Below are 22,823 nucleotides of genomic sequence, written 5' to 3' on the forward strand. Positions count from 1 at the left end.
TGCTACTGTCTTCGGAGAAGGGTACGGCATATCAGTCACGCACTAGTGTTCTTTGTACCTATGGGGGGTACCTATAGTAACAATTGAAACGATGTTCACACTGATCGCACTGCCGTCGTGCGATCAGGTGTGCATTGATTTTCAATGGCTACTATAACCGGTAGTAACTCTCACACACAGAACCGCTTGTGTTCGACTTTTGACCAATACACAAAACACTTAATGACCAGAAATCATAACTGATTGTGAATTTATCCAGACGGTCAGTGCTTCAGCTAGCTGGTGTTGCACTCGGTGGCCTCGTCACAGGATGCTCGTCAATGGATACAGCGACACCCACAACGCAGTCACCGAAAACTGCGGCTCAGCCAGCATTGGAACTCACGGGAGAGGTTCTGCGCCAATCAGCAGCCGCGGCCCCCGCGCGAGTGGCAGCGACGCTGACAAACGTCGGGAGCGAAACTGTCCGTCTCGGGTACGGCCCGACGCTGCTGTTCACCGATACAGGTCCAAGTGAGGGCGTGACCCGGACCGACACCCTCGTGTTTGATCCGAAGAGTCGGGGCGTACTGCGGGCCGACCCCGTACAGACATCAGCAGGGTGCTGGCGGTACCAAGCGGACGGGAGAGAAGGGATCCAGAGTTCGATACAATACCGGGAGCTGACGCCAAACGGCGAAGTCACCGGGGAGTACGATATTTACACGGCTGCCGAGGCCGAGGCGTGTCTCCCTGCGGGGACGTATCGACATCAAGACATCGTCGAAACGCCCGAGCCAGTTCGGTCGGCGACGCTGATGCTCCAGCTGGACATCGACGAGCAACAGCGGATCGCCGTCTCCGGCGAGGTGTCGGCATTCAGGAGCGCGGCGTCCACCCAATAGGCACGCAGCTACTGCGGGATCGATGTCGCTCGAAAAACACACTCCGGGAAACGCTTTTGGTGATACGTCCCCCCGTCAGTTCCGGGGTGGGGCTATCGGAGTGGTTTGTCGGCTCAATGTGTCTGGCAGCTGTCCGGGTCGCTACAGAACGAAGGTAGCAGGGTTGTTATACGTCAGAACAGCACCCGCTACGTTTCGTCGCCCTGGTCGTCGTCTTCCAGTCGGACGCCCGGTTCGATGACGGCGTCGCTCTGGCGCTCGCGGTTGCGCTCCGCGACCCGCTCCCACTCTGCCAGGCCCTTTCGGAGGGTATCAGCGTCGAAGCCGATGGTCTCCCCGACCGCGATGAGATCCCGCGGTGCGCGAATCTGGAGATGGTTACTCGGCGATGCCGAGACGACGAACGGTGCGCCGGCGTCCTCGACCAGTTCCCTGAGCTTCCGGAGTTCCTTGATAGCCCGGACGCGAGTGCCGCCGGAGGCCCGGAGCACCGGGCCGAAGTCGAACTCGACGCGGACGCCGTTGTCGGCCGCCGCGTTCGCCAAAACGTGGTTGAAATCGCCGTCCTCGCGCATCGGGTGGGCGAGCACGTCGACGGTCGGTTGCTCGACCGCGAACCGGTTGATGCGGCGGTCGCCGCCGTGGACGACGACGACCGTCCGGTCGCTCCGGTAGTTCCCGACGAAACCGCTCGCTCGCGAGGGGTCGTCCGCCCGGACCTCGACGCCGGCGGCGACGTCGATGTCGTACGCATCGCTGATAGCGTCGGCGTCGTAGTCCGCCTGCGCGTCGCCGTGGTTCCTGACGACGATGCCGTCGTAGCCCGAGTCAGCGGCCGTCAGCGCGTGCCGGGCGACGGTGCTGTCGCCGTCGGGATGGGCGTAGACGGCCTCGTACATCACAACTCCTCTAGGAGTTCGCGGGCGTTAGCGACGGCCTTCTCCCGCTTTGCGGGGTAGGCCTCGACTTTCGCCCGGAGCGTGATACCGTCGCCGCGTTCGACATCGCCACCGAACGCAGCCTGTTTGTCGAAGGTGAGAAAGAACGAACAGTTGTCGTCGACCCGGTCGTCCAGTTCCGCACGCACTGCCGCGATATCCGGCGCTGACGCGACCTGCGTGAGTACGTGCCGGATGTCGTCGGCGTTCTCGACGCGAGCCGAGAGGACGACGATCCGGTCGCCGTAGTGCCCCTCGCTTTGTGCGCGCTCGATAGGGTAGTCCTCAGGCAGGAACGTTCGGAGCGCTCCCTCGACACGCTTGTCGTCCTCTGTCGCATAACAGAATGTCCGGAGGTCGACGTAGTGGAACGGAACCGACGACATTGAAGCCCTACTCGTCCTCGGCGGCTTCGAGGTTGTCTTCGGGGACGCCCTGCTCCTGTCCGTCCTCGAAGGAGACCGTGTAGTTGGCGTCGCCGAACATCGTCTCGACGACCTGCGTGATGGTGCCTTCCTCGCCGTCGTAGTCGCTGTGCTCGTCGTGGAGAATAACGCTGTCGTCCTCTTCGAATGCCATACTGGGCGGTACTCGGTGGCTCGTCAAAAAGGGACTGATTCAGGTTTGCTCGGCCCAGTCGCGGACGTGGTGGGAAAATGTCCCTGTGACACGGCCCAGATCTGACAATCAGGACCGCGACAAACCTCGATCAGCCCAAAGCCAGGGGTACGCTGATCAGGGCTGACCGATCTTGGTGTTCCCTGTCGCTTCCGTTGCGAAAGGCATGGCCATGATTAGACTTGTCTAAATATTTTCTTAGATAGATAGAATTAAGTGTCAGATCATTCTACAGTCACATGCGTTCCATCAACCACGGAACGCAAAGGCGTACAGATCGAGTGGGTAGAACAATCCGTCAGGTCGTCGAAACAGCCAATGAGTTCCTGCTACACGGGAGCGTGGCTATCCTTGTTCGGGCCTCTTCCCGTGTTTCGCTTCGAATGAGCCGGACCAGACATGTATCCGCGTTTGCAAGCTCTCCACCAGTGTCAGTGGCACAACGGATTCGGTTTCGAAACCCCCCTGAGATACGCCACGGCAGCCGATACGTCACAACAACTGTTATGGGACTCTCTCGACTAACCATCGACATGATCAGTCCACCGCTCTCCCCCGTCAAGACGGTTGTTTCGTCGAGGTGTCAGACACAGATAGGACACAGATGACGAGCGTCGACGACCTGTGGTACCTCTCCGACGGGGCGTGTCAGACCGCCGAGCAGACGTATCACCAGCTCCGGGAGCAGTACAGCGGCTACATCGAGTTCACGCGCCACCGTAACGTCCCGCGGAATCGGTTCCGGGACGTGGCCGCTGTCGCTCGGGACCACGGCGCACCGTACGGGGCGCACACGCTCGCCTACCGGCCCACCGGTGAACTCCTGCTCGTCCGCCACGAGGGCGTCGACATGTGGGTACTGCCCGGCGGCGAACTCGATGCCGGTGAATCCCTGCAGGAGGCCGCACTGCGGGAGTTAGGCGAGGAAAGCGGCATCGAAGCGGCCATCGAGGGACTGGGGCTGCTCGGACGGGTCGAGTTCTACTGTGACGGGAACATGGCCTGGGGCGTGCTGCCGGTGTACGAGGCGCGAGCGGAGACGACCGACATCGCAGTCAATGACCCAGATCATGAAATCAGTGAAGCCCGGTGGTTCGACGAACTGCCGGCCGATACGCGCGACCGCGAAGAGATTCTGCAGTGGCGCGGGCGGCGGTTCGGCGGCGGGGCGTAATCCGCTGAAACTGCACGGGTTACTCCGGGCCGAACGACTGGCCTTCGCGAGCGTCGGCGTTCATCCGCCGGATGGTCGCGCGAGCGTTGCTGGCGTCGTAGCCGAACAGCACGGTTTCGGCGTACTCTTCGGCCACTTCGACGGCCTTCGAGAGGTCGTCGACGTCCACGTCGACGGCGTACAGTTCGATGCTGAACGGGGTCGAGAGACGGTCCTGCCAGCCCTTTGCGAGAATCTCCAGCCAGTAGGTCGTCGAGTACGCCATGTCGTAGATGGGGACGACGAACTCGTCGACGAACTCGGCGATGTCGTCGACGGCGACGCCGGAGCGGGCTTCGAGGTGGCCGGGATAAGGGTCGGGATACAGCGTGAGGTACATCTCGCCGGGCACGCGCTCGCGAGCCTCGGCGACGAACTCCGTGATGACGTTACTGCGCCAGGCCGACCAGTCCTCGAACTCGCTGTCGGCAAAGCGTTGCTCACAGCGATCACAGTGGCAGTACTCGTCCCGTGGAAAGCCCACGTCATCGAGGCGGACGTCCTCGTTGACGGCGGCGGCCTCCTCGATGATGTCGAGCAGGCCCTCGCGGTAGCGGTCGTGGGTCGGGCAGACGTACGTCCAGTCGAAGTACGGCTGGTTCCGGGTCGCCGGTGTCCCCTCGTCGTCGAACGCGAGCAGGTCCTCCTCGCTCTCGACTGCGTTGTCGCCGAAACAAGACACCATGTTCACCGCGCCGGCAATCGGTTCGACAGCGCGGCCGGTCACGTCCTTGACCTCGTAGAACGCCCGGTCGAACTCGGACCACTCCGTCTCCTCCTCGTTACGGGTGACGACGCCGTACATACACGCTGGTACGGCGGTTCGCCGGGTAAGAGTTCGGAAAGCGACGGCGCTGTCGCTGACAGCGCAGAGACCGAGAGAATACTGCCGGCCATCGGGATACCCCACCCCATACGACGCCGTTGAGGACCAGTAGGCAGGGCGGCCGACAGTAGATTCAGAGGGCGATACAGTCGATTCGCGCAGCCTTACCGCTTGACGTAGTACGCGAGGGCAAGTGCCATGACCGCGACGAGGGCGATGACTTTCTTTGACATCGTTTCAATAAACGAACACCGATTATAAAGAACTACCGCCGTGCTAATCGTCAGCACTCCCCTCTGTATCAGCGGGCATATCGGCGTCAGAGCCGGGGATATCGGCCCCGTCGTGGGTACCGACCGGCGGTCGGTTTACCGCTGCCGCTGACGAGTCTTCGAGGGGAGTCCGGTCGTCAGCGTCGGCCTCGATCGATTCCATGTCGCCGTCTTCTCGCGCGTCCTGGTCGATCCGCATCGAACAGAACTCAACGCCGCACATCGAGCAAAAGCGCGCCTCTTTGTAGTTGTCACCGGGGAGCGTCTGGTCGTGGTACTCGCGGGCGCGGTCGGGGTCTAACGCCAGGTCGAACTGTTCGCGCCAGTCGAAGGCGTACCGGGCTTCAGAGAGCGCGTCGTCCCAGTCTCGCGCCCCCTCGCGCCCGTTTGCCACGTCGGCGGCGTGGGCGGCGATGCGATAGGCCGCAAGCCCGTCCCGCACGTCGGACTGCTCCGGGAGGCCGAGATGCTCTTTGGGCGTGACGTAGCAGAGCATCGCCGCACCAGCACGGCCCGCCTCCGTCGCGCCGATGGCGCTCGTGATGTGGTCGTATCCCGGCGCAACGTCGGTCACGAGCGGGCCGAGGACGTAGAAGGGCGCGCCGTCACAGACCTCCTGCTGACGTTCGACTTGCTCGGCGACCTGATCCATCGGGACGTGGCCCGGCCCTTCGACCATCACCTGCACGTCGTGCTCCCAGGCGGTCCGCGTGAGTTCCCCGAGCGTGTCCAGTTCGGCGAACTGCGCGTCGTCGCCGGCGTCGGCGAGACAGCCCGGCCGGAGGCCATCGCCGAGGCTGAAGGTCACGTCGTGCTCGCGGAATATCTCGCAGATGGCCTCGAATTTCGTGTACAGCGGGTTCTCCATGCCGTTCTCCTCGATCCACTGGGCGAGGATAGAGCCACCCCGGGAGACGATGCCCGTCTTCCGGCCGTCGGTCAGCGGCAGGTGTTCCATCCGGACGCCGGCGTGGATGGTCATGTAGTCGACGCCCTGCTTCGCCTGCTTCTCGATGACGTCGAGCAGCAGTTCGTGGGTAATCTCGCTCGGGTCGCTGGCGCGCTTGACCGCCTCGTAGATGGGAACTGTTCCGATGGGGACCGGCGAATGTCGGACGTTGGCCGACCGTATCTCGTCAAGGTTATTCCCTGTCGAGAGGTCCATCACCGTGTCCGCGCCATAGTGGACAGCGGTGTGGAGCTTCTCCAGTTCGCCCTCGATGTCGCTCGTCTCCTCGCTGTTGCCGATGTTTGCGTTGACCTTCGTCGCAAACTCCCGGCCGATAATCATCGGGTCCAGTGAGTCGTGACCGACGTTTGCGGGAATCACCGCCTGTCCGTCGGCGACTTGCTGCCGGACGAACTCCGGTTCGACACCTTCGCGCTCTGCGACTCGCGCCATCGCCTCGGTGACGGTTCCGTTCCGGGCCGCTGCTAGCTGCGTCATAATCACTAGGTTATACTACTTGGTTATAAAGCTGCGGTGATCGGTCGCGGTAAAGAGACCCTGTCAATACTGGGACCGACCCCAACACCGATGTACGCGAACAGGAAATAGACGAACAATGGCCCGCCGGACCCGCCGCGCAGTACTCACGGCGCTGGGGAGTGGTATCGCCGCGACGGCAGGCTGTGGGTCGTTCGGTCGGGAGCGGGTGGACGTGCTGGTCGCGGGGAGTTTACAAAAGGCGGCCAGTGAGACGCTACAAACCCAAACAGACGTGGAGGTCGCTGTCGAAGCCCGCGGCTCTGTTCAGGCCGCGCGTCTGGTCGCCGACGGGAAGCGCGACCCGGCTATCGTCGCGCTGGCGGATCCGACCCTGTTCGACCGGGTCATGGACACCGCCTGGCACGCTGTGGTCGCCAGCAACGAGATGGTGTTGGCGTACAACCCTCAGACGGGCGGCGGGACGCGCGTCGCGGAGGCGAACCCGTGGTACGCCCCGCTCCGGGGGGACAGTGTCTCACTGGGCCGCACCGACCCGACGCTCGACCCGCTTGGCTACCGGACCCTGTTCGTGCTGGCCCTCGCAGCCAACTACTACGACGAACCCGGCCTAGCTGAGGCGGTTCTCTCGCCGGACCAGACCTATCCGGAAACGCAACTGCTCGCACAGTTCGAGACGGGAGCCGTCAACGCCGCGTTCGTCTACCGGAGCATGGCAATGGAGCGGGACTACCCGTTTCGGGAGTTCCCCCCGGAGATACACCTCGGCGACCCCGCACACGCGGAGCGGTATCGGACCACCAGCTACGAACTGCCAAACGGCACGGCAGTCGCCGGCAACCCAATCGAGTACGGAGCCGTCCGCCGTGACGAGCAAGAAGCGACGCGTACAGCCTTCGATACAGTCCTGTCCGGCGACTGGCTCGCACCACACGGATTTACCGTCCGTCAGGCGTATCCTCGACTAGTGGGAGATGTCCCGAGTACTGTCACGCGGTGAGACCAGAGCCGGCCACGCGGTCGGCGTGCGCGAACTCGTGCCCGTCCTGGGAGCGGTGCTGCTCCTGTATTTCGTCGTCCCGGTGATGGTGCTCGTGCTCACGTACTCCCCGACAGCGCTACTGACGAGTCTGACCGAGACGTACGTCATCAACGCCGCAATCACGTCGCTCGTCGCCGCGCTCGGCAGTACCACCATCGCCGTCGTGTTCGGCCTGCCGTTGGCCTACTGGCTCTCGAAGAACACTGGCATGCTGGCGACCGCCGCGATGGGGGTCGTCGTCCTGCCGCTCGTCCTCCCACCGATCGTCAGCGGGATGTTGCTGTTGACCGTCGTCGGCCCGAATGGACTCGGCGGCCTTACCGACCTGGCGCTGACCCGGTCGCTGCTGGGCGTCGTCGCCGCCCAGACGTTCGTCGCGTCGCCGTTCTTCGTCGTCACCGCCAAGGCCGCCTTCGACGGCATCGACGACCACCTCGAAGAAGCGTCACGGTCGCTGGGCCGTGACTGGGTCGGGACGATGCGCTCGGTGACGGTGCCGCTCGCAAAGCCCGGCCTGCTCGCCGGCCTCGTACTGACCTTCGCCCGCGCAATGGGCGAGTTCGGCGCGACGATGATGCTGGCGTACTACCCGCGGACGCTGCCGGTCCAGATCTGGGCCTCGTTCATCTCGGACGGACTGGACGCGGCGCTACCCGTGGCAGTGGTCCTGCTGAGCGTCGCGCTCGGGACGCTGCTGATAGTCCATGCGCTGCGGGCGACACCGTGGCGGTAGCAGTCGGTATCGTGAAAACAGCGCCGCTGACTTACCGCTCGTGCGCCCAGAACTCCTCGTCGACGGTGACCTCTTTCTTGAACAGCGGCACCTCCTCCTTGAGACGGTTGATGCCGTCTTCGACAGCACGGAACGCCTCGCCCCGGTGGCCGGCCAGGATGACGACGAAGACGATGTCCTCGCCAGCGTCGACTACCCCGGTCTTGTGGTGCAGGCGAACCGCGTAGACGCCGTCCCGCGCTTCGAGGTCCCGCCGGAGCGCGGCCATCTTCTCTGTGGCGACCTCGTCGTAGCGCTCGAACTCAAGCAGTTCCGTCGGCTGGTCCTCCGGTCCCTCCTGTGCGCGGACGCGCCCGGTGAAGGTCGCAATTGCGCCGGAGTAGACTTCGTCCGGATCCCGCTTTACGTCCGCTACGAGCGTCTCCAGCGTGATGTAGGGGTCCCGTTCCTCCATCGCCGCGACGATGTCGTCGAGATCGGCGTCCGCGCCGTGGGGTGCGCGATGCACGACGGGGTCGGCGACCTCGCGGTCGTCCAGAACGACCTTCGGGATGCTCGCGTCCGAATATCCCTCGACAAGTGCGTAGTCGTAATCGGGCGCGAGCGCGTCCAGCGTCTCATCGAGCGTTCGGGATTCGCCCGTCGCGTACCACTCGCCGTCGTCGGTGAGCGCGACCGTCTCGGCCGCGCCGGCGTCGCGGTGGCGAGCCGTGTCTTTTCCGTCCGTGTCGACGTCCGGGGCGTGCGTGCAGTGTTTGACCGTCGCGACGCGTCCGGACCCGGAGAGCCGCTGGGTCAGCCGCTCGACCAGCGTGGTCTTCCCCGACTCGGAGTGGCCGACGATACCGAGGACTTGCATGCACACCGGTAACGGGGCGACGTAGATAGACCTTTTTCATGGCAGCCCCGAATCCGTCGCCAGTAGCCGTGCTCACCGGTCGACGGTCTTCTCGACCACGCGGATGTCTTCGATGGCCGTCGCGGGGTACTCGCCGTCCTCGTCTTTCTCGTTTGCCTTCACCATGTCCCACACGACGTTGAGGCCGGTCGTCACGCCCTCCAGCGCCTCCATCTCGCAGCCGGTCTTGCCGACCGTCTCGACGGCAACGGTGATTTCGACGGCCGCGTCGCCGACGGTGAACTCGACTTCGACGTTCGTGATGGGAATCTGGTGGCACATCGGCACCGTCTCCCAGGTGTGCTTGACCGCCTGAATCGCACCGATGCGGGCCGTCGTCAGCACGTCGCCTTTCTCCACCTCGTCGGCGTCGATAGCCGCCAGCGTGGACTCGGTGAGCCGAATCTGTCCGCGTGCGACCGCGCGGCGCTGGCTCTCGGCCTTGTCTCCCACATCCACCATCTGTGCGTCCCCGTCCTCGTCGACGTGCGTGAACTCCTCGGGCATGCCTCCCTGTAGCCGACGCCGGCCCAAAACCGTGCGGGTGCGGGTCCGCGTACCGGCGGAACCGTGCGGGGCCGCGTTATCGACGGACGAGGCCGAGCAGGTGACCCACGGCTGGCGCGACGAGTTTCTCCGCGCCCGTTCGGGCAGCGTTCTCGCTCCCGGGCAGGCAAAACACCAGCCGGTCGTCGACGACGCCGGCGGTCGCCCGCGAGGCCATCGCCATCGCCCCGACTTCCTCGTATGAGAGCCAGCGGAACAGTTCGCCGAAACCGGGAACCGGCCGGTCGAACAACGGTTCGATGGTGTCGACGGTCACGTCGTCGGGCGTGAGGCCGGTCCCGCCGGTCGTCAGAACCACGTCGACGCCGTCATCTAGCAGATCGGCGACGGCGTCCTCGATAGCGTCCATCTCGTCCGCGACGAGGCGGCGCTCGGCGATTTCGTGGCCCGCGTCCTCGCAGGCCGCGGCGATGATGTTGCCGGCAGGGTCGTCGTCCAGCGTTCGCGAGGTCGAGACCGTGAGGACCCCTATTTCAACCCCTTCGGCGTCGTGGGCGTGATGGTCGTCGTGGGCGTCGTAGTCGTGCTCTCCATGACTGTGGTCGTGGTCACTGTCATGGCCGTGCTCTCCGTGTTCGTGGCCCGCCTCGCTGTCGCTGGCTGCCTCGTCATGGTCGTGTCCCATACCCGAAACGACAGTCGGCGGAGAAATATACCCTCGGCTGTTTGGCCGGTGACCGGCGGTCGGACGGCGGCCCCGGCACCGCGCCAAGCCAGGTCTGGGGCCGAGAGGTCAGCGGCTTACTCGTAGTACGGCAGGCGTTCGACGACCTCCGCGAAGGCCACGTTCTCGCGGACCTGATCCATCTCGACGCGGAGACGCTCCCCGACATCTGCGTCAGAGACGATGACGACGTACCCGCCGTCGATACGCGCGACCCCGTCGCCTTTGTCGCCGATGTTTTCGATCTCGACCACGCGCGTTTCACCCTCGGCAACTGGCGGGGACGACGGTGCGAACTCCGGTTCCCTGCTCCGCCCGTCGGACCGGGAATCGGACTGGGTCTCAGACTTGGATTGAGAATTGGACTGAGGCTCGGGCTCCGATTGAGAATTAGACCGAGGCTCGGGACTGGAATGAGACTGTGACTGGGGGGTGGGTGCCGAAGCCGCCGACTGGAACAGTGCAATCCGGTACAGCGTCCCGGGGGCCAGCGTTCCCAGTTCGACTTCTTGTTTCGGAATCTCGACCACGTACGAGTCGTTCTGCTCCTCGACGGAAGCCGTAAAGAGACAGTGAAGATCTGAATCGGTCGCCATTAGTATAATTGGTTCAGCTAGCACCGGAACTGCATTGATTCTGGTGTTTTCGATCCGTCGGGCCGAGCACTGCTGGAAGGGGTGACAGACAGGCTGTGCACGCCCGCTATCGAGCGATCCGTCGGGCAGAACTCGGGGTTACTCGAACTCGAACAGCCGACAGAGCTCGCGCTCGATGGCGTCGGTGAACGCCGACAGCACTGTGTCGAACGTCGCTTCGTCGCCCGGGAGAGACTGTGCACGCGCCGCAGTGTCGTCGGGCAGCCGGATGCTGAACGTCCCGTCCCCCTCGTACACCGGCTCGCTCTCGCTGAGAATCTGCCGGTCGATCCCGCGAAGGACCTCGGAATCGTACTGCCCGTGTAGCTCCTGGTACGCGTTCGAATACGCCGTTTCGAGCTCCTCGAAGTAGTGGACGTACTTCTCGTCGAACTTCTCGGCGTCGAACTCGGTCATAGATGCAGTGTCGCCGGGGCGAGGGTAAAGGGTTCCGTGCCTCAGAGATGGAGTTCCCAGCCGAAACCGCTGCAGCGTCAGTCGACATCAATGCGGTCGGATTCGGGCTCCGCCGGTCGAGGGTCTATCGGCCACGACCGGACGCCGCTTACCACTCCCGCGTACCCCCGATTTCACCGTCGAATCGAGTGAAAAACTCGTCCATGAATTCCCGACGAGTCCGACCGAGACGGCGGCCGGGGTGGGTGTACAGCATATCTAGACGTTCTCGGGCCCATTCCCGAAGCAGCGTGATATCCGGATGATCCGACGATTCGAGGTCAGTATCTGACGTGTCATCGATGACAGCGTATTTCTTACCCGTCCGCCCAGATCGCTCGCCGACGATACAGGCCAGTCGGACGAGTCCGCGTGCCCCGGCAGCGTCCAGTTTGTCCGCATCGAAGAGGAGTTTCGCCTCCAGCGTTCTCGGCTCCGGAGAACTCGCGCGGATACTGTGTGCTCGGATACAGTGTTTGACACGGTCGATTCGGTCGGGCTTCACGTCTTCGGCCGCGAGTAGTTGCGCGGCTTCCGCCGTGGCCCATTCGTCGTGGTCATCGATTTCACCGGCCCGCTCCCGGGGCCGACCGATATCGTGGAGCCACGCCGACGCGGCAAGGACATCCCGGTCGACCGAGCCGTCGCAGTGCCCCGCGAGCCGAAGCGCGACGTCTCGGACTCGCTTGGCGTGAAACTGGTCGTGCGCTGGGAGGGCGTCTTCGTAGTACGGGACCGACAGTGTTCGAGCGAGGGGACCAAGTTCCTGTGTCATTGGCGGCGGTGGCACCTCGCGTGCCGGCTGGAATAACTGCTGTGAAATGCCTCTGTATCGCTGACATGAAGCGGAGCGGTCCCACTCAGCGGGAGTCAAGCAGGTCGTCGAGGAGTTTCCGCTGGGCGGCGGCGAGATGTTCGGTGAACGTCGAGGTGGAGATGTCAAGCGCTTCGGCCACGTCGCCGGCAGTCGCATCGCGCGGATGCTCGAAGTACCCCATCTGGTGGGCCTGGCCCAGCACCTCGCGCTGGCGATTGGTCAGTTTCGCGCGGTCGAGCACGACCGGCTGATCCGTCTCCGTGGACGTGTCTTCGAGTAGCCGCCGTAGTTTGACGGTCTCGCCTTCCGACTGGAGGTCGGCAACGATATCCCGCAGAGTCGGCATATCGTCGACGAGAAACGTGACAACGATGGATTCGGTATCCGCCGTGAACTTCTGGACGACACAGCCGGCCGCTTCGATACGTTCACAGACACAACCCTGTTCGGCCGCCCGGGACAACTGGAAGACGTGTCGCTGGTCGTAAGCGAAGACATGGTCCACATTCGGGAGTTCGCTCTGTAGCGCTCCCGGGTGGTCATCACCGCCCTTGAGCGTGAACTCTTCGAGAACGCGGTCGGCATCGCCACTCGTTGCGCTCCGAGAGACCGACGACACTGACCACTCCTCGTCAGCGTGTGGCTGTACTTGACAGGACCGAGGACCGAACACTTCGACCTCGGCGAGCATTCGGCCCGACATACACGGTAGATGGGCCGGCCTCCATAAGAAAGGGCAGGCGAACATGTTCGTATAAAAAACCGCCATATAATGGGCCTAAGATGTCGGGCTGGCAGTTCATCCGGGTTCTGGGACAAACCCCGAACACAGCGACACAGCGCAGCCGTTCGAATCGCTGGCGAACCGAGATAACACAAGATTATGAGACGCAACACGATACTCATCGGTCTGTTGATAACAGCGGTGTTGCTGCCGATGTGGTACGTCGCTTTACACGGCGAGCCACCGTCGGAAGAAATCGCTATCGACGAGAGCGTCAGCGACATCCGGCCGCTCGAAAGCCCAGTAGAGACGCCGAACAAGCTGTCACCGAGCCAGGTCGGTGTCGTCGTCTGGGTCGCCCTGTTCGGTCTCGTGGGCGTGCTGACGGCCGCCCACCAGTTCATGAACAGGGCGGTCCGGCCGCCCGACGACGCCGAGCCGGTCACCGACGGCGGGATGGTCTCGTTACCGTGGCTCAACACGGAGCACCGCTGGGTCGTCGAGTACCACGACGCCTCGGACGCCATAGAGGGACTCGTCGCCATGAGCGGGCTGACGGTCCTGTCTATCGTCTTCGCGGCGCTGTTCACCGGCGAGTACCTCACGCTCGCCCGCACCCAGTACTTCGGGCTGTACGCGACCGGGATGTTCCTCTCGCTCGCGCTCTCGACGGTCGCGTACTACGCCTGGTTCATGCCACACGTCGAAGTCGCCGAGATCAGGGGGCACGAATGATAGACTATCCGAAACCCGATGACGACGACGAGGAACAGGGCGATGACTGCTCGTGTGAGGGGGCCACCGGTACGTCCCCGACGCTGTACGGGGACGCCCGCGCGGAACTCCGTCGCAGGGACTTCGCGAAGTTCCTCGCGACCGTCGGCGGCCTGACTGCCGTCGCCAGCCTCACCGCACCGCTTGCCAGCACCACGCAGGTGTTCGAGCGGGGGTACAAGGGACCGGTGTACTCCGACGGCATCCACCTCGTCGACAGCGAGGGCGAGCGCATCACCGAGGAGCGACTCTCCGAAGGCGAACACATAACGGTCTTCCCGGAGCCCCGGCCCGGCATCGAGGATGCCCCGACGCTACTGGTACGCTACGCCGAGTCCGACTACGGCAGCGACATCGCAGAAGGGTTCACCGTCAGCGGGTACGCTGCCTTCTCGAAAGTGTGTACCCACGCCGGCTGTATGGTGTCGGACCGGGAGGACGACCTGGTCGTCTGCCCCTGTCACTTCGGGAAGTTCAACGTCCTGGAAGGGGCGGCGGTCAGTGGCGGCCCGCCTGGACGACCGCTCCCACAGCTTCCGATTACGGTGACCAGCGACGGGTTCCTCGTCGCCACCGGGGACTTTGAGGGGCCAGTCGGCCCCGGAGGTGGATAATGTCCCGCGCCAAAGCCGTCTACGACTGGTTCGACACGCGCCTCGACCTGGAGAACGGCCAGACGTTCCTCGGCAAGGCGTTCCCGGCCGAGGACTCGTTCCTGCTGGGCGAGGTGGCGCTGTTCTGTTTCCTCCTCCTGATCCTGTCGGGGGTCTTCCTCGGGTTCTTTTTCGAGCCCTCGACCTCCGATGTGGAGTACGACGGCAGCGTCCAGAAGTTCCAGGGCGAGGAGATGCCCGAGGCGTTCGTCTCGGTGCTACATATCACCTACGATGTGCCGTTCGGGATGTTCATCCGCCGACTCCACCACTGGGCGGCCCACCTCTTCGTCGCCTCCATCGGATTGCACATGTTACGGGTGTTTTTCACCGGCGCGTACCGCAACCCCCGGGAGCCGAACTGGATCGTCGGCACCGGCCTGGCAGCGCTCTCGATGGGCGCGGCCTACACCGGCTACGCGCTGCCGTTCGACGAGTTCGCCGCCACAGCGACGAGTATCGGTTACAACCTCACGATATCCATACCCCTGTTAGGTGATTTCCTCGGCCAAGTGGTGTTCGGGGGTGAGTTCCCCAGCAGCGCCACCATCCCGCGGCTGTACTTCCTGCACGTTCTCGTGATACCGGCGGCTATCGCCGTGGGCTTAGCCGTCCACATGGCCATCCTCATCAGGCAGAAACACACCGAGGCCCCGCGGGACGGCGACGTGACCGGCGGCCGTCAGTCCGTCGACGAGGAGGACGACGACATCATCATCGGCCTGCCGGCGTTCCCGAACCAGGCCGCCGTCTCCGCGGTGGTGTTCTTCGTCACCGCGGCGACGCTGTCGGCACTTGCGGGCCTGCTCCCGGTCCACAACGTCGCTGAGTACGGCCCGAACGACCCCGCGGCCACGCCGGAACTCATCATGCCGGACTGGTTCCTGATGTGGGTGTACGGCTTCCTGAAGCTCCTGCCACAGATCAGCTTCAACGTCGGCCCGGCCCACATCAACGGGGAGTTCATCGGCGGCATCGTCCTCCCGGGGCTGGTGTTTGCCGCGGTCGCCCTCTGGCCGTTCATCGACCGGACGGAGCCGACCCACTTCACCGCGGACCCGCTGGACCGGGCCTGGCAGACCGGTGTTGGCGTGGCCGCCGTCGCGTTCATCATGATTGCCTCGATTGCGGGGATGAACAACATCCTCGCGGACCAGGTGCTCGGAACGACGACGAACGTGGTCAACCCCATCCTGACGGCGGCGCTGCTCGTCGTCCCACCCGTCTTCGGCGGCATCACGTACCTGCTGTTGCGGGACGGCGAGCCCACGCCGTCACAGGAGGGCGACGTAGCCGCTGACGGTGGTGCAGTAGACGAGAGAACGGCTAGCACCGAATCGGAGGAGAACGGATGACTGCGAGCATCAAACTGACTGAGCGGCAGTATCGCCTGCTGGATACGACGAGCAAGCTGGTCGGCCTCGTACTGGTCGCCGCCGGCCTCGAAGTCGGCGGCAGCACGCCGACCGGCATCGCGCTGGCTATCGTCGGGGCTGCCTGCGCGACTGCGACAGTGTTCATCACCAATGAGTAGAAACGACCTGACTGACGACGAAACGGACAGTGCGGGAATCAGTCGCCGCGACTTCGTGCGCGGTCTCGGAGCCGCGTCGCTGCTTGGCGCGACGGGGCTGTCCTTCGCCGACGACGGCATGGACGGCCTCGAAGCGGTCGACGACCCCATCGGGTCGTATCCGTATCGGGACTGGGAGGACCTCTACCGCGACGAGTGGGACTGGGACTCCGTCGCCCGCTCGACCCACAGCGTCAACTGCACCGGCTCCTGTTCGTGGAACGTCTACGTCAAGGACGGCCAGGTCTGGCGCGAGGAACAGGCCGGCGACTACCCGACGTTCGACGAAAGCCTCCCCGACCCGAACCCGCGCGGGTGCCAGAAAGGGGCCTGTTACACGGACTACGTCAACGCCGACCAGCGCGTGCTCCACCCCTTGCGCCGCACCGGCGAGCGCGGCGAGGGCCAGTGGGAGCGGATTAGCTGGGACGAGGCGCTGACCGAAATCGCCGACCACGTCATCGACGAGGTGCAGGCGGGCCGGTACGACGCCATCTCCGGGTTCACGCCGATTCCGGCGATGAGCCCGGTGTCGTTCGCCTCCGGCTCCCGCCTCGTCAATCTGCTGGGCGGCGTCTCGCATAGCTTCTACGACTGGTACTCGGACCTCCCCCCGGGACAGCCGATCACCTGGGGCACCCAGACGGACAACGCCGAATCCGCCGACTGGCACAACTCTGACTACATCATCGCCTGGGGGTCGAACATCAACGTCACGCGCATCCCCGACGCGAAGTACTTCCTCGACGCCGGCTACGAGGGCGCAAAGCGGGTCGGTATCTTCACCGACTACTCCCAGACGGCCATCCACACCGACGAGTGGCTCTCGCCCCACGGCGGCAGCGACACCGCGCTCGCGCTGGGCATGGCCCAGACCATCGTCGACGAGGGGCTGCACGACGAGGAACACCTCAAAGAGCAGACCGACATGCCGCTGCTCGTCCGGGAGGACACCGGCAAGTTCCTCCGGGCGAGCGAGGTCGGCCTCGCCGAGGACGCCGACGACCCGGACAAGGTGTTCGTCATGGTCGACGCCGACGGCAACCTCCGTCGTGCACCCGGTTCGCTCGGCGAGCGGGACGGCCAGAAGGACTACTCGTTAAGTATCGAACTCGACTTCGACCCGCAGCTCTCGGTCGAGCGTAGTGTCGACACCGACGAGGGCAGCGTCGCGGTCCGGTCGGTCTGGGAGAACCTCACTGACGAACTCAGTCAGTACACGCCGGACGTTGTCCACGAAGAGACCGGCGTTGGGACGAACACCTACCAGCGGGTCGCCCGCGAGTTCGCCGAGGCCGACGCCGCGAAAATCATCCACGGCAAGGGCGTCAACGATTGGTACCACAACGACCTGGGCAACCGCGCCATCCAGTTGCTCGTGACGCTGACGGGCAATCTCGGCGACCCCGGCACCGGACTGGACCACTACGTGGGCCAGGAGAAGATCTGGTCGTTCCACGGCTGGAAGGTGCTCTCGTTCCCGACCGGAAACGTCCGCGGCGTGCCGACGACGCTGTGGACCTACTTCCACGCGGGCATCCTCGACAACACTGATCCGGACACCGCAGAGAAGATACGCGAGTCCATCGACAAGGGATGGATGCCGGTCTACCCCGAGGAACGGGACGACGGGAACCGACCGGACCCGTCCACGATGTTCGTCTGGCGCGGGAACTACTTCAACCAGGCCAAGGGCAACGTCGCCCTCGAAGAACAGCTCTGGCCCAAACTCGATCTCGTCGTCGACATCAACTTCCGGATGGACTCGACGGCGATGTACTCCGACATCGTCCTGCCGGCGGCCAGCCACTACGAGAAGTACGATCTCTCGGAGACGGACATGCACACCTACGTGCACCCGTTCACGCCGGCCGTCGAACCGCTCGGCGAGGCCAAGACCGACTGGGAGATATTCCGCCTGCTCGCCGAGAAGATACAAGAGCGCGCCCAGGAACGCGGTGTCGAGCCGATCGAGGACCGCAAGTTCGACCGGACCATCGATCTCACGACCATCTACGACGACTACGTCCGCGACTGGGAGACCGGCGAGGAAGAAGGGCTCGTCGAAGACAAAGCCGCGGCGGAGTTCATCCTCGAACACTCCGAGGAGACCAACCCCGAGGACAGCGACGAGCAGATAACCTTCGACGACATCGACGAGCAGCCACAGCGGTTCCTCGAGGCTGGCGACCACTGGAGTTCGGACATCAAGGATGGCGAGGCCTACGTCCCGTGGCAGGACTACGTCCACGACAAGAACCCCTGGCCGACCTTCACCGGCCGCCAGCAGTACTACATCGACCACGACTGGTATCTCGAACTCGGCGAGGAACTCCCGACCCACAAGGAGGGGCCGGAGAACACTGGCGGGGACTACCCGCTGTCGTACAACACGCCTCACGGTCGCTGGTCCATCCACTCGACGTGGCGCGACGACCCCAAGATGCTCAGGCTCCAGCGGGGGGAGCCGGTGGTGTACATCAACCCCGAGGACGCCGAAGAGCGGGGCATCGAGGACGGCGACACCGTGGAGGTGTACAACGACCTTGGCGCGGTAGAGGTGCAAGCGAAGATCTACCCCTCCAGCGAACCGGGGACCGTCCGGCACTTCTTCTCCTGGGAGAAGTTCCAGTACCCCGACCGGGACAACTTCAACACGCTCGTCCCGATGTACATGAAGCCGACGCAGTTGGTCCAGTACCCGGAAGACACCGGGGAACACCTGCACTTCTTCCCGAACTACTGGGGGCCGACCGGGGTCAACAGCGACGTGCGTGTCGATGTCCGACCGAGCGGAGGTGACACCGAATGAGTACCGACCAACAGGACGACCAAGGCGAAGAGGACACGCTGGTCAACGTCGCTGACGGCGTCGACCACCAGGTCGCAATGGTGATGGACCTGAACAAGTGCATCGGCTGCCAGACGTGTACCATCGCCTGCAAGAACCTCTGGACGGAGGACGGCGGCAGCGAGTACATGTACTGGAACAACGTCGAGACCAAGCCCGGCGAGGGCTACCCCCGCGGCTGGGAGGACTCCGGCGGCGGATGGAAATCCGGCGAGCACAAGGAACGCCAGCCCGGCGAGATTCCCGACGAAGAGGACTACGGCCGCGCCTGGGAATTCAACCACGAGGAGATCATGTACGAGGGCAGCGACGAGCCGCTGCGGCCCCGCGACGGCGCGGAGTGGGGACCGAACTGGGACGAGGACCAGGGGGCCGGCGAGTACCCCAACAGCTACTACTTCTACCTCCCGCGCATCTGCAACCACTGCACCCACCCCTCCTGTGTCGAGGCCTGCCCGCGCTCGGCGCTGTACAAGCGCCAGGAAGACGGCATCGTTCTCGTCGACCAGGACCGCTGTCGGGGCTACCGCTACTGCGTCGAGGGGTGTCCGTACAAGAAGGTGTACTACAACACTGTCTCGAAGAAATCCGAGAAGTGCATCTTCTGTTACCCCCGCATCGAAGGGGAAGGCCCCGACGGGGAGACGTTCGCCCCGGCCTGTGCCGAGGAGTGCCCGCCCCAGCTCCGGCTGGTCGGCTTCCTCGACGACGAGGAGGGTCCGATCCACAAGCTCGTCAATGAGTACGAAGTGGCCCTGCCGCTCCATCCGGAGTTCCGCACGCAGCCGAACGTCTACTACATCCCGCCCTTTGCCCCCGGGCAGCACACGGAGGACGGGGAGACGGTCGACATCGACCGGATTCCCCGGCAGTACCTCCGGGACCTGTTCGGCGACGGCGTCGACCAAGCCCTCGACACCATCGAGCGCGAGCGCCAGCGGGCCCGACAGGGCGAAGACAGCGAACTGATGGAACTGCTCCAGGACAAGAACCCGGCCAAACAGTACCGATTGGAGGTCTTTGACGATGACTGACCACCGACACACGCTCACACTCACGGCGGTGCTGGCGGGGCTCATCGTCGTTTCGACGGTGGCCGCGCCGATGGCCAGCGCCCGGCCAGCACACGAGATCCCGGTTTCGGAGGTATCGACGGCCGACCTCGCACAGCCGGACGCCGACGGGTGGACGGGGGTGCCGGCCTCTGACGTGCCGCTTTCGAGCGCCCCGAGTAGCGTCCCGAACGCCGACGACACGTCCGTCGAGACGGTCGACGTGCAGGCGGCCCGGACTGACGAGCGCCTGTACGTCCGTCTGCAGTGGCACGACGCGACACGGGATACAAACGCCAGCGGCACACGGGCGTTCGCCGACGCGGTCGCGGTCCAGTTCCCGGTCAACACGAGTTCTCGGCCGCCGATAGCGATGGGCGGCCCGGACAACCGCGTCAACGTCTGGTACTGGAGCGGGTCGACCGGGACGCAGGAACTGCTGGCCGGCGGAGTCGGTTCGACAACCGCCTTCGAGAACCCGACCGTCTCGGCCAACGCGAGTCACAGCGGCACCGGCGGCAACGCCACCTGGACGGTGGTCTACTCGCGGCCGCTGGACGTCTCCGGCGAGAACCGGACCGACCTGCGGACCGACGGCGACCTCGACGTGGCCTTCGCCGTCTGGAACGGCTCCAACGGCGAGCGGTCCGGCCAGAAAGCGGTCAGCGAGTGGCACTACTACCCGTTCAGCGGCGGCCCGCAGGGCCCGCCCTACGAGACACTGCTGTGGACCGTCGCCGGTATCGCCATCGTCGCTGTCGTCGGCGTCACCGGCTTCGGCATCTATCGGACACGGGGGGTCGAGTGATGGCGAGCACGCCAGCCGACTCGATAGATGACCTCGATGAGACTGCCGCTGCCCGCGGCGCGGTGTACGCGACGCTCGCCAAGGCGTTCGAGTACCCCGAGGAGTCGTTCCACAGCGCGGCGGCCGACGGGACGCTGGAAGCGGATTTGCAAGCGTGTCTCGACCGGACAGGCCTCGACGTGACCGTCCCGTCGCTCACCACCGGTGATGACTACGAGACGCTCGCGGCCCGCTACAACGACATCTTCGAACTCGGCTACAGCGAGTACACCGACCGCACCGACGGCTCGCTGGAGACCGAGGGGCCGCCAGTCCCGCTGTACGAGTCCAAATACCGGCCGGACCACTCCTGGAACGACGTGAATCTCGACCTCTCGCGGGCCTACAGCCACTACGGCCTCGAAATCGACCAGGAGACCCGGGACAACCACGACGCCGTGACCTACGAACTGGAGTTCGCGGGCTACCTGGCCCGCCGGGAAGCCGCCATCGGAGACGACGCCGCAAGTGCCAGGCTTGACTTCCACGACCGCCACCTCGGCCACGCCGCGGCCGGCGTCGCCGACCGGCTGGCCGACGAGCCGGGGACCGACATCTACGGCGGCTTCGGCGAACTGCTGGAGGCGTTCGTCCGGGCCGACCGAAACGACCTCGCGGACCGACTGGAGGGGAAGCGATGACAGCCACCTTCCAGCAGCGAGTCCGGCCGCTACTGCTCGGCGGGGACCGCTCGCTCGCGGACCTCGCGGTCGGCACGGCGGCCGTCGCGGTGGCCGCCCGCTACCTCGCGGTTCTGTTCGTCAACGCGCCGGGATACGGGGTCCCGGTCGCGCCCGGCCCGTTGACGGTCGCGTCCACGGCCGTCGTCGCCGCCGCGGCGGTCACCGTCGCCGTCACCGACGCCGACCCGGCCGCCGGCGTCGGCCTGCTGTTCGTCGGCGTGTTCGGCCTGCTGTCGCTCGTCAGTAGCGCTGTGGCGCTCCCGGCGGCCGCCGCCGTCGTCCTCGGGACGGCGACGGTCGCGGCGGTCTCGGGCCGACGGCTGGACCCCGTCTCGGCGGCCGCGACCGCCCTGCTCGTCGCGGCGCTGAGCGTCGGGCTGGCGAGCGGCGTCGGCGGCTGGACGGGGCTCCGACCGGCGGCCTCGACCGCGGCGCTGCTCGGGGTCGCGGCGACGCCGGCGTTCGCCGCGACGGACTGGCGATCGCTGTCGACGGCGGACTGGGGCGCGATACTCGGCGGCGTCGCCGCCTTCGCCGTCGTCCTCGCGGTCGGCCGCGCCGTCCCGTTCGTCACCGGCGCGGTCACGCTCACAGGAACCGGCGTCGTCGGCACGAGCCTGCCGGTCGTTGCACTGGCCGCTGCCGGTGCGGTGACGGCGGCCAGCGCGGCTAGCCGAACGCGGCGATGGCCGCTGCTCGCCGGCGTCGCGCTGGTCGCGTTCGCGGGCGTCCCGGCGTCGCTCCCGCGTGCGCTCCCGTTCGCGCTCGGCATCGCCGTCCTCACCGCACAGGAGGGCCAGCGATGACGGGCTGTCACGACGACGACGAGTTCGAGAAGCACCTCGAAGAGGACCCGGACCCCCAACTCGACCCCGAGCGCAGTCCGGGCCTGCACACCGACATCGAAGCGCTCGAAGACATCGAAGTATCCCGCGAGGACGTGACCATCGGCGAGGCGACACCCGAAGAGTTGGCCGCCAGCGACACCGAACCCGTCGAGGACGACGCGGTGGCGTCGCTGCTGTCCGACATCGAACACGGCGCGAAGACCGACCGCCGGCGCGCCGCCCTCGAACTCAAAGACCGCGCGTCCACTGACGAAATCGTGGCGGCACTGGCCCGCGCCGCAACGACCGACGACGACAGCGACGTACGCCAGTTCGCCGTCGAGGCGCTGACGGCCCACGGCGGCGAGCGGGCCGCAGCGGTGGCGGTGGAACTGCTCGACGACCCCGACCCGTGGGTCCGGGCCGAAGCCGTCGTCACGCTCGACAACGTCGACCGCGAGGCTCACGAGGACGATATCGCGGCCGCAATCGACGACGACCACCACGCGATCCGGCGCAACGCGGCTATCTCGCTGTTCAAGCTCCGCGGCGAGGCGATGGCCGACCTGCTGCTGGAGCAGAGCCGCGACGACAGCGAGCGGGTCCGCGAGTGGGCCGCCCACATGCTCGGCGGCGTCGACGAGGACCGCGCCCGCGAGCGACTGCAGGAACTCACCGACGACCCGGCCACCGTGGTCCGCCAGACCGCCGAGCGGTCGCTCGACGTGGACCCCGGACGGTTCCGGCGGCAGTTCGGTGGTGCGCTGGAGAACGACGCCCGACTCCTGCCCGGCGAAGACAGACTCAATCGGATGCCCGACCTCTGACG

26 protein-coding genes are annotated in these 22,823 nt (G+C 65.2%); 14 read left to right on the forward strand and 12 right to left on the reverse strand.

The genetic code is table 11. The features are described from left to right. Positions 1 to 320 precede the first annotated feature (320 nt). Positions 321 to 884: a hypothetical protein gene (locus AV929_RS07270; protein ID WP_155120736.1), complete on the forward strand. Its 564-nt coding sequence runs from the start codon at positions 321 to 323 to the stop codon at positions 882 to 884. Positions 885 to 1,072: 188 nt separating this feature from the next. Here AV929_RS07270 and AV929_RS07275 read toward each other — a convergent pair whose 3' ends face one another. The 3 genes from AV929_RS07275 to AV929_RS07285 are packed head-to-tail and all read right to left on the reverse strand — an operon-like array spanning position 1,073 to position 2,401. Further along, positions 1,073 to 1,783: an RNase P subunit p30 family protein gene (locus AV929_RS07275; protein WP_064287872.1), complete on the reverse strand. Its 711-nt coding sequence runs from the start codon at positions 1,781 to 1,783 to the stop codon at positions 1,073 to 1,075. Continuing rightward, complete coding sequence (locus tag AV929_RS07280; RefSeq protein WP_064287873.1) at positions 1,783 to 2,208, reverse strand: RNA-binding protein; 426 nt, start codon at positions 2,206 to 2,208, stop codon at positions 1,783 to 1,785. The genes AV929_RS07275 and AV929_RS07280 overlap by 1 nt, the downstream gene beginning before the upstream one ends. A 7-nt stretch (positions 2,209 to 2,215) precedes the next feature. Then, on the reverse strand, positions 2,216 to 2,401 hold the full coding sequence (locus tag AV929_RS07285; RefSeq protein WP_004515500.1) for a hypothetical protein: 186 nt from the start codon (positions 2,399 to 2,401) through the stop codon (positions 2,216 to 2,218). A gap of 643 nt (positions 2,402 to 3,044) precedes the next feature. Between AV929_RS07285 and AV929_RS07290 the strand changes: the two genes are divergently transcribed. Then, positions 3,045 to 3,614, forward strand: a complete 570-nt coding sequence (locus tag AV929_RS07290; RefSeq protein ID WP_044951872.1) for an NUDIX hydrolase — start codon at positions 3,045 to 3,047, stop codon at positions 3,612 to 3,614. Between the two features lie 19 nt (positions 3,615 to 3,633). Here the strand turns inward: AV929_RS07290 and AV929_RS07295 are convergent, their stop codons facing one another. Next, complete coding sequence (locus AV929_RS07295; protein ID WP_014040585.1) at positions 3,634 to 4,458, reverse strand: hypothetical protein; 825 nt, start codon at positions 4,456 to 4,458, stop codon at positions 3,634 to 3,636. Positions 4,459 to 4,755: 297 nt separating this feature from the next. After that, positions 4,756 to 6,198, reverse strand: coding sequence for a phosphomethylpyrimidine synthase ThiC (thiC, locus tag AV929_RS07300; RefSeq protein WP_064287874.1), 1,443 nt, complete (start codon positions 6,196 to 6,198; stop codon positions 4,756 to 4,758). A 118-nt stretch (positions 6,199 to 6,316) separates the two neighbouring features. On the opposite strand from thiC, the gene AV929_RS07305 reads away from it, so the two are divergent. Further along, complete coding sequence (locus AV929_RS07305) at positions 6,317 to 7,198, forward strand: extracellular solute-binding protein (protein ID WP_064287875.1); 882 nt, start codon at positions 6,317 to 6,319, stop codon at positions 7,196 to 7,198. Next, positions 7,173 to 7,973, forward strand: a complete 801-nt coding sequence (locus tag AV929_RS07310; RefSeq protein WP_014040588.1) for an ABC transporter permease — start codon at positions 7,173 to 7,175, stop codon at positions 7,971 to 7,973. The genes AV929_RS07305 and AV929_RS07310 overlap by 26 nt, the downstream gene beginning before the upstream one ends. A gap of 31 nt (positions 7,974 to 8,004) precedes the next feature. Here the strand turns inward: AV929_RS07310 and AV929_RS07315 are convergent, their stop codons facing one another. The 7 genes from AV929_RS07315 to AV929_RS07345 all read right to left on the reverse strand — a co-directional run bounded on the left by AV929_RS07315 (position 8,005) and on the right by AV929_RS07345 (position 12,713). Then, entirely contained in the window at positions 8,005 to 8,832 is an 828-nt protein-coding gene (locus AV929_RS07315) for a molybdopterin synthase (protein ID WP_014040589.1), read from the reverse strand. A 72-nt stretch (positions 8,833 to 8,904) separates the two neighbouring features. Further along, entirely contained in the window at positions 8,905 to 9,378 is a 474-nt protein-coding gene (moaC, locus tag AV929_RS07320; RefSeq protein ID WP_014040590.1) for a cyclic pyranopterin monophosphate synthase MoaC, read from the reverse strand. 76 nt (positions 9,379 to 9,454) lie between these two features. Further along, the gene (locus AV929_RS07325; RefSeq protein WP_064287876.1) at positions 9,455 to 10,063 is read right to left on the reverse strand and encodes a molybdenum cofactor biosynthesis protein B; all 609 of its coding nucleotides are present in this window, start codon (positions 10,061 to 10,063) and stop codon (positions 9,455 to 9,457) included. A 116-nt stretch (positions 10,064 to 10,179) separates the two neighbouring features. Then, positions 10,180 to 10,698: a TRAM domain-containing protein gene (locus AV929_RS07330; RefSeq protein ID WP_064287877.1), complete on the reverse strand. Its 519-nt coding sequence runs from the start codon at positions 10,696 to 10,698 to the stop codon at positions 10,180 to 10,182. A 138-nt stretch (positions 10,699 to 10,836) separates the two neighbouring features. Continuing rightward, complete coding sequence (locus AV929_RS07335; RefSeq protein WP_014040593.1) at positions 10,837 to 11,154, reverse strand: DUF5783 family protein; 318 nt, start codon at positions 11,152 to 11,154, stop codon at positions 10,837 to 10,839. Between the two features lie 148 nt (positions 11,155 to 11,302). Next, on the reverse strand, positions 11,303 to 11,968 hold the full coding sequence (locus AV929_RS07340) for an HD domain-containing protein (RefSeq protein WP_014040594.1): 666 nt from the start codon (positions 11,966 to 11,968) through the stop codon (positions 11,303 to 11,305). A gap of 85 nt (positions 11,969 to 12,053) precedes the next feature. Next, positions 12,054 to 12,713, reverse strand: a complete 660-nt coding sequence (locus tag AV929_RS07345; RefSeq protein WP_064287878.1) for a helix-turn-helix domain-containing protein — start codon at positions 12,711 to 12,713, stop codon at positions 12,054 to 12,056. 180 nt (positions 12,714 to 12,893) lie between these two features. Between AV929_RS07345 and AV929_RS07350 the strand changes: the two genes are divergently transcribed. From AV929_RS07350 to AV929_RS07395, 10 genes are read left to right on the forward strand one after another with little or no spacing between them, the layout of a single operon-like run. Beyond that, positions 12,894 to 13,469 (forward strand): hypothetical protein, encoded by a 576-nt coding sequence (locus AV929_RS07350; protein ID WP_064287879.1) that lies wholly within the window; start codon positions 12,894 to 12,896, stop codon positions 13,467 to 13,469. Continuing rightward, on the forward strand, positions 13,466 to 14,122 hold the full coding sequence (locus AV929_RS07355; RefSeq protein ID WP_014040596.1) for a ubiquinol-cytochrome c reductase iron-sulfur subunit: 657 nt from the start codon (positions 13,466 to 13,468) through the stop codon (positions 14,120 to 14,122). Before AV929_RS07350 ends, AV929_RS07355 begins: the two co-directional genes overlap by 4 nt. Further along, a complete protein-coding gene (locus AV929_RS07360) occupies positions 14,122 to 15,516 on the forward strand; it encodes a cytochrome bc complex cytochrome b subunit (RefSeq protein ID WP_050038196.1) in 1,395 nt (464 codons plus the stop codon). Before AV929_RS07355 ends, AV929_RS07360 begins: the two co-directional genes overlap by 1 nt. Continuing rightward, the gene (locus AV929_RS07365) at positions 15,513 to 15,695 is read left to right on the forward strand and encodes a hypothetical protein (RefSeq protein ID WP_050007409.1); all 183 of its coding nucleotides are present in this window, start codon (positions 15,513 to 15,515) and stop codon (positions 15,693 to 15,695) included. The genes AV929_RS07360 and AV929_RS07365 overlap by 4 nt, the downstream gene beginning before the upstream one ends. Next, positions 15,688 to 18,546 (forward strand): molybdopterin-dependent oxidoreductase, encoded by a 2,859-nt coding sequence (locus AV929_RS07370; protein ID WP_064287880.1) that lies wholly within the window; start codon positions 15,688 to 15,690, stop codon positions 18,544 to 18,546. Before AV929_RS07365 ends, AV929_RS07370 begins: the two co-directional genes overlap by 8 nt. Beyond that, on the forward strand, positions 18,543 to 19,619 hold the full coding sequence (locus AV929_RS07375; RefSeq protein ID WP_064287881.1) for a 4Fe-4S dicluster domain-containing protein: 1,077 nt from the start codon (positions 18,543 to 18,545) through the stop codon (positions 19,617 to 19,619). Before AV929_RS07370 ends, AV929_RS07375 begins: the two co-directional genes overlap by 4 nt. Further along, the gene (locus AV929_RS07380; protein WP_064287882.1) at positions 19,612 to 20,445 is read left to right on the forward strand and encodes an ethylbenzene dehydrogenase-related protein; all 834 of its coding nucleotides are present in this window, start codon (positions 19,612 to 19,614) and stop codon (positions 20,443 to 20,445) included. Before AV929_RS07375 ends, AV929_RS07380 begins: the two co-directional genes overlap by 8 nt. After that, a complete protein-coding gene (locus tag AV929_RS07385; RefSeq protein WP_064287883.1) occupies positions 20,445 to 21,125 on the forward strand; it encodes a molecular chaperone TorD family protein in 681 nt (226 codons plus the stop codon). The genes AV929_RS07380 and AV929_RS07385 overlap by 1 nt, the downstream gene beginning before the upstream one ends. Next, the gene (locus AV929_RS07390; protein ID WP_064287884.1) at positions 21,122 to 21,973 is read left to right on the forward strand and encodes a hypothetical protein; all 852 of its coding nucleotides are present in this window, start codon (positions 21,122 to 21,124) and stop codon (positions 21,971 to 21,973) included. The genes AV929_RS07385 and AV929_RS07390 overlap by 4 nt, the downstream gene beginning before the upstream one ends. Continuing rightward, positions 21,970 to 22,821, forward strand: a complete 852-nt coding sequence (locus AV929_RS07395) for a HEAT repeat domain-containing protein (RefSeq protein ID WP_064287885.1) — start codon at positions 21,970 to 21,972, stop codon at positions 22,819 to 22,821. Before AV929_RS07390 ends, AV929_RS07395 begins: the two co-directional genes overlap by 4 nt. The last annotated feature ends 2 nt before the right edge of the window (positions 22,822 to 22,823 follow it).

It is taken from the genome of Haloarcula sp. K1 (assembly GCF_001647155.1).
Classification (GTDB): Archaea; Halobacteriota; Halobacteria; order Halobacteriales; family Haloarculaceae; genus Haloarcula; species Haloarcula hispanica.

Excerpts from the sequence above, each read along its gene's own strand:
- AV929_RS07270 (WP_155120736.1), top strand. The coding sequence starts at position 321 with ATGGATACAGCGACACCCACAACGCAGTCACCGAAAACTGCGGCTCAG.
- AV929_RS07275 (WP_064287872.1), bottom strand. The coding sequence starts at position 1,783 with ATGTACGAGGCCGTCTACGCCCATCCCGACGGCGACAGCACCGTCGCC.
- AV929_RS07280 (WP_064287873.1), bottom strand. The coding sequence starts at position 2,208 with ATGTCGTCGGTTCCGTTCCACTACGTCGACCTCCGGACATTCTGTTAT.
- AV929_RS07285 (WP_004515500.1), bottom strand. The coding sequence starts at position 2,401 with ATGGCATTCGAAGAGGACGACAGCGTTATTCTCCACGACGAGCACAGC.
- AV929_RS07290 (WP_044951872.1), top strand. The coding sequence starts at position 3,045 with ATGACGAGCGTCGACGACCTGTGGTACCTCTCCGACGGGGCGTGTCAG.
- AV929_RS07295 (WP_014040585.1), bottom strand. The coding sequence starts at position 4,458 with ATGTACGGCGTCGTCACCCGTAACGAGGAGGAGACGGAGTGGTCCGAG.
- thiC (WP_064287874.1), bottom strand. The coding sequence starts at position 6,198 with ATGACGCAGCTAGCAGCGGCCCGGAACGGAACCGTCACCGAGGCGATG.
- AV929_RS07305 (WP_064287875.1), top strand. The coding sequence starts at position 6,317 with ATGGCCCGCCGGACCCGCCGCGCAGTACTCACGGCGCTGGGGAGTGGT.
- AV929_RS07310 (WP_014040588.1), top strand. The coding sequence starts at position 7,173 with ATGTCCCGAGTACTGTCACGCGGTGAGACCAGAGCCGGCCACGCGGTC.
- AV929_RS07315 (WP_014040589.1), bottom strand. The coding sequence starts at position 8,832 with ATGCAAGTCCTCGGTATCGTCGGCCACTCCGAGTCGGGGAAGACCACG.
- moaC (WP_014040590.1), bottom strand. The coding sequence starts at position 9,378 with ATGCCCGAGGAGTTCACGCACGTCGACGAGGACGGGGACGCACAGATG.
- AV929_RS07325 (WP_064287876.1), bottom strand. The coding sequence starts at position 10,063 with ATGGGACACGACCATGACGAGGCAGCCAGCGACAGCGAGGCGGGCCAC.
- AV929_RS07330 (WP_064287877.1), bottom strand. The coding sequence starts at position 10,698 with ATGGCGACCGATTCAGATCTTCACTGTCTCTTTACGGCTTCCGTCGAG.
- AV929_RS07335 (WP_014040593.1), bottom strand. The coding sequence starts at position 11,154 with ATGACCGAGTTCGACGCCGAGAAGTTCGACGAGAAGTACGTCCACTAC.
- AV929_RS07340 (WP_014040594.1), bottom strand. The coding sequence starts at position 11,968 with ATGACACAGGAACTTGGTCCCCTCGCTCGAACACTGTCGGTCCCGTAC.
- AV929_RS07345 (WP_064287878.1), bottom strand. The coding sequence starts at position 12,713 with ATGTCGGGCCGAATGCTCGCCGAGGTCGAAGTGTTCGGTCCTCGGTCC.
- AV929_RS07350 (WP_064287879.1), top strand. The coding sequence starts at position 12,894 with ATGAGACGCAACACGATACTCATCGGTCTGTTGATAACAGCGGTGTTG.
- AV929_RS07355 (WP_014040596.1), top strand. The coding sequence starts at position 13,466 with ATGATAGACTATCCGAAACCCGATGACGACGACGAGGAACAGGGCGAT.
- AV929_RS07360 (WP_050038196.1), top strand. The coding sequence starts at position 14,122 with ATGTCCCGCGCCAAAGCCGTCTACGACTGGTTCGACACGCGCCTCGAC.
- AV929_RS07365 (WP_050007409.1), top strand. The coding sequence starts at position 15,513 with ATGACTGCGAGCATCAAACTGACTGAGCGGCAGTATCGCCTGCTGGAT.
- AV929_RS07370 (WP_064287880.1), top strand. The coding sequence starts at position 15,688 with ATGAGTAGAAACGACCTGACTGACGACGAAACGGACAGTGCGGGAATC.
- AV929_RS07375 (WP_064287881.1), top strand. The coding sequence starts at position 18,543 with ATGAGTACCGACCAACAGGACGACCAAGGCGAAGAGGACACGCTGGTC.
- AV929_RS07380 (WP_064287882.1), top strand. The coding sequence starts at position 19,612 with ATGACTGACCACCGACACACGCTCACACTCACGGCGGTGCTGGCGGGG.
- AV929_RS07385 (WP_064287883.1), top strand. The coding sequence starts at position 20,445 with ATGGCGAGCACGCCAGCCGACTCGATAGATGACCTCGATGAGACTGCC.
- AV929_RS07390 (WP_064287884.1), top strand. The coding sequence starts at position 21,122 with ATGACAGCCACCTTCCAGCAGCGAGTCCGGCCGCTACTGCTCGGCGGG.
- AV929_RS07395 (WP_064287885.1), top strand. The coding sequence starts at position 21,970 with ATGACGGGCTGTCACGACGACGACGAGTTCGAGAAGCACCTCGAAGAG.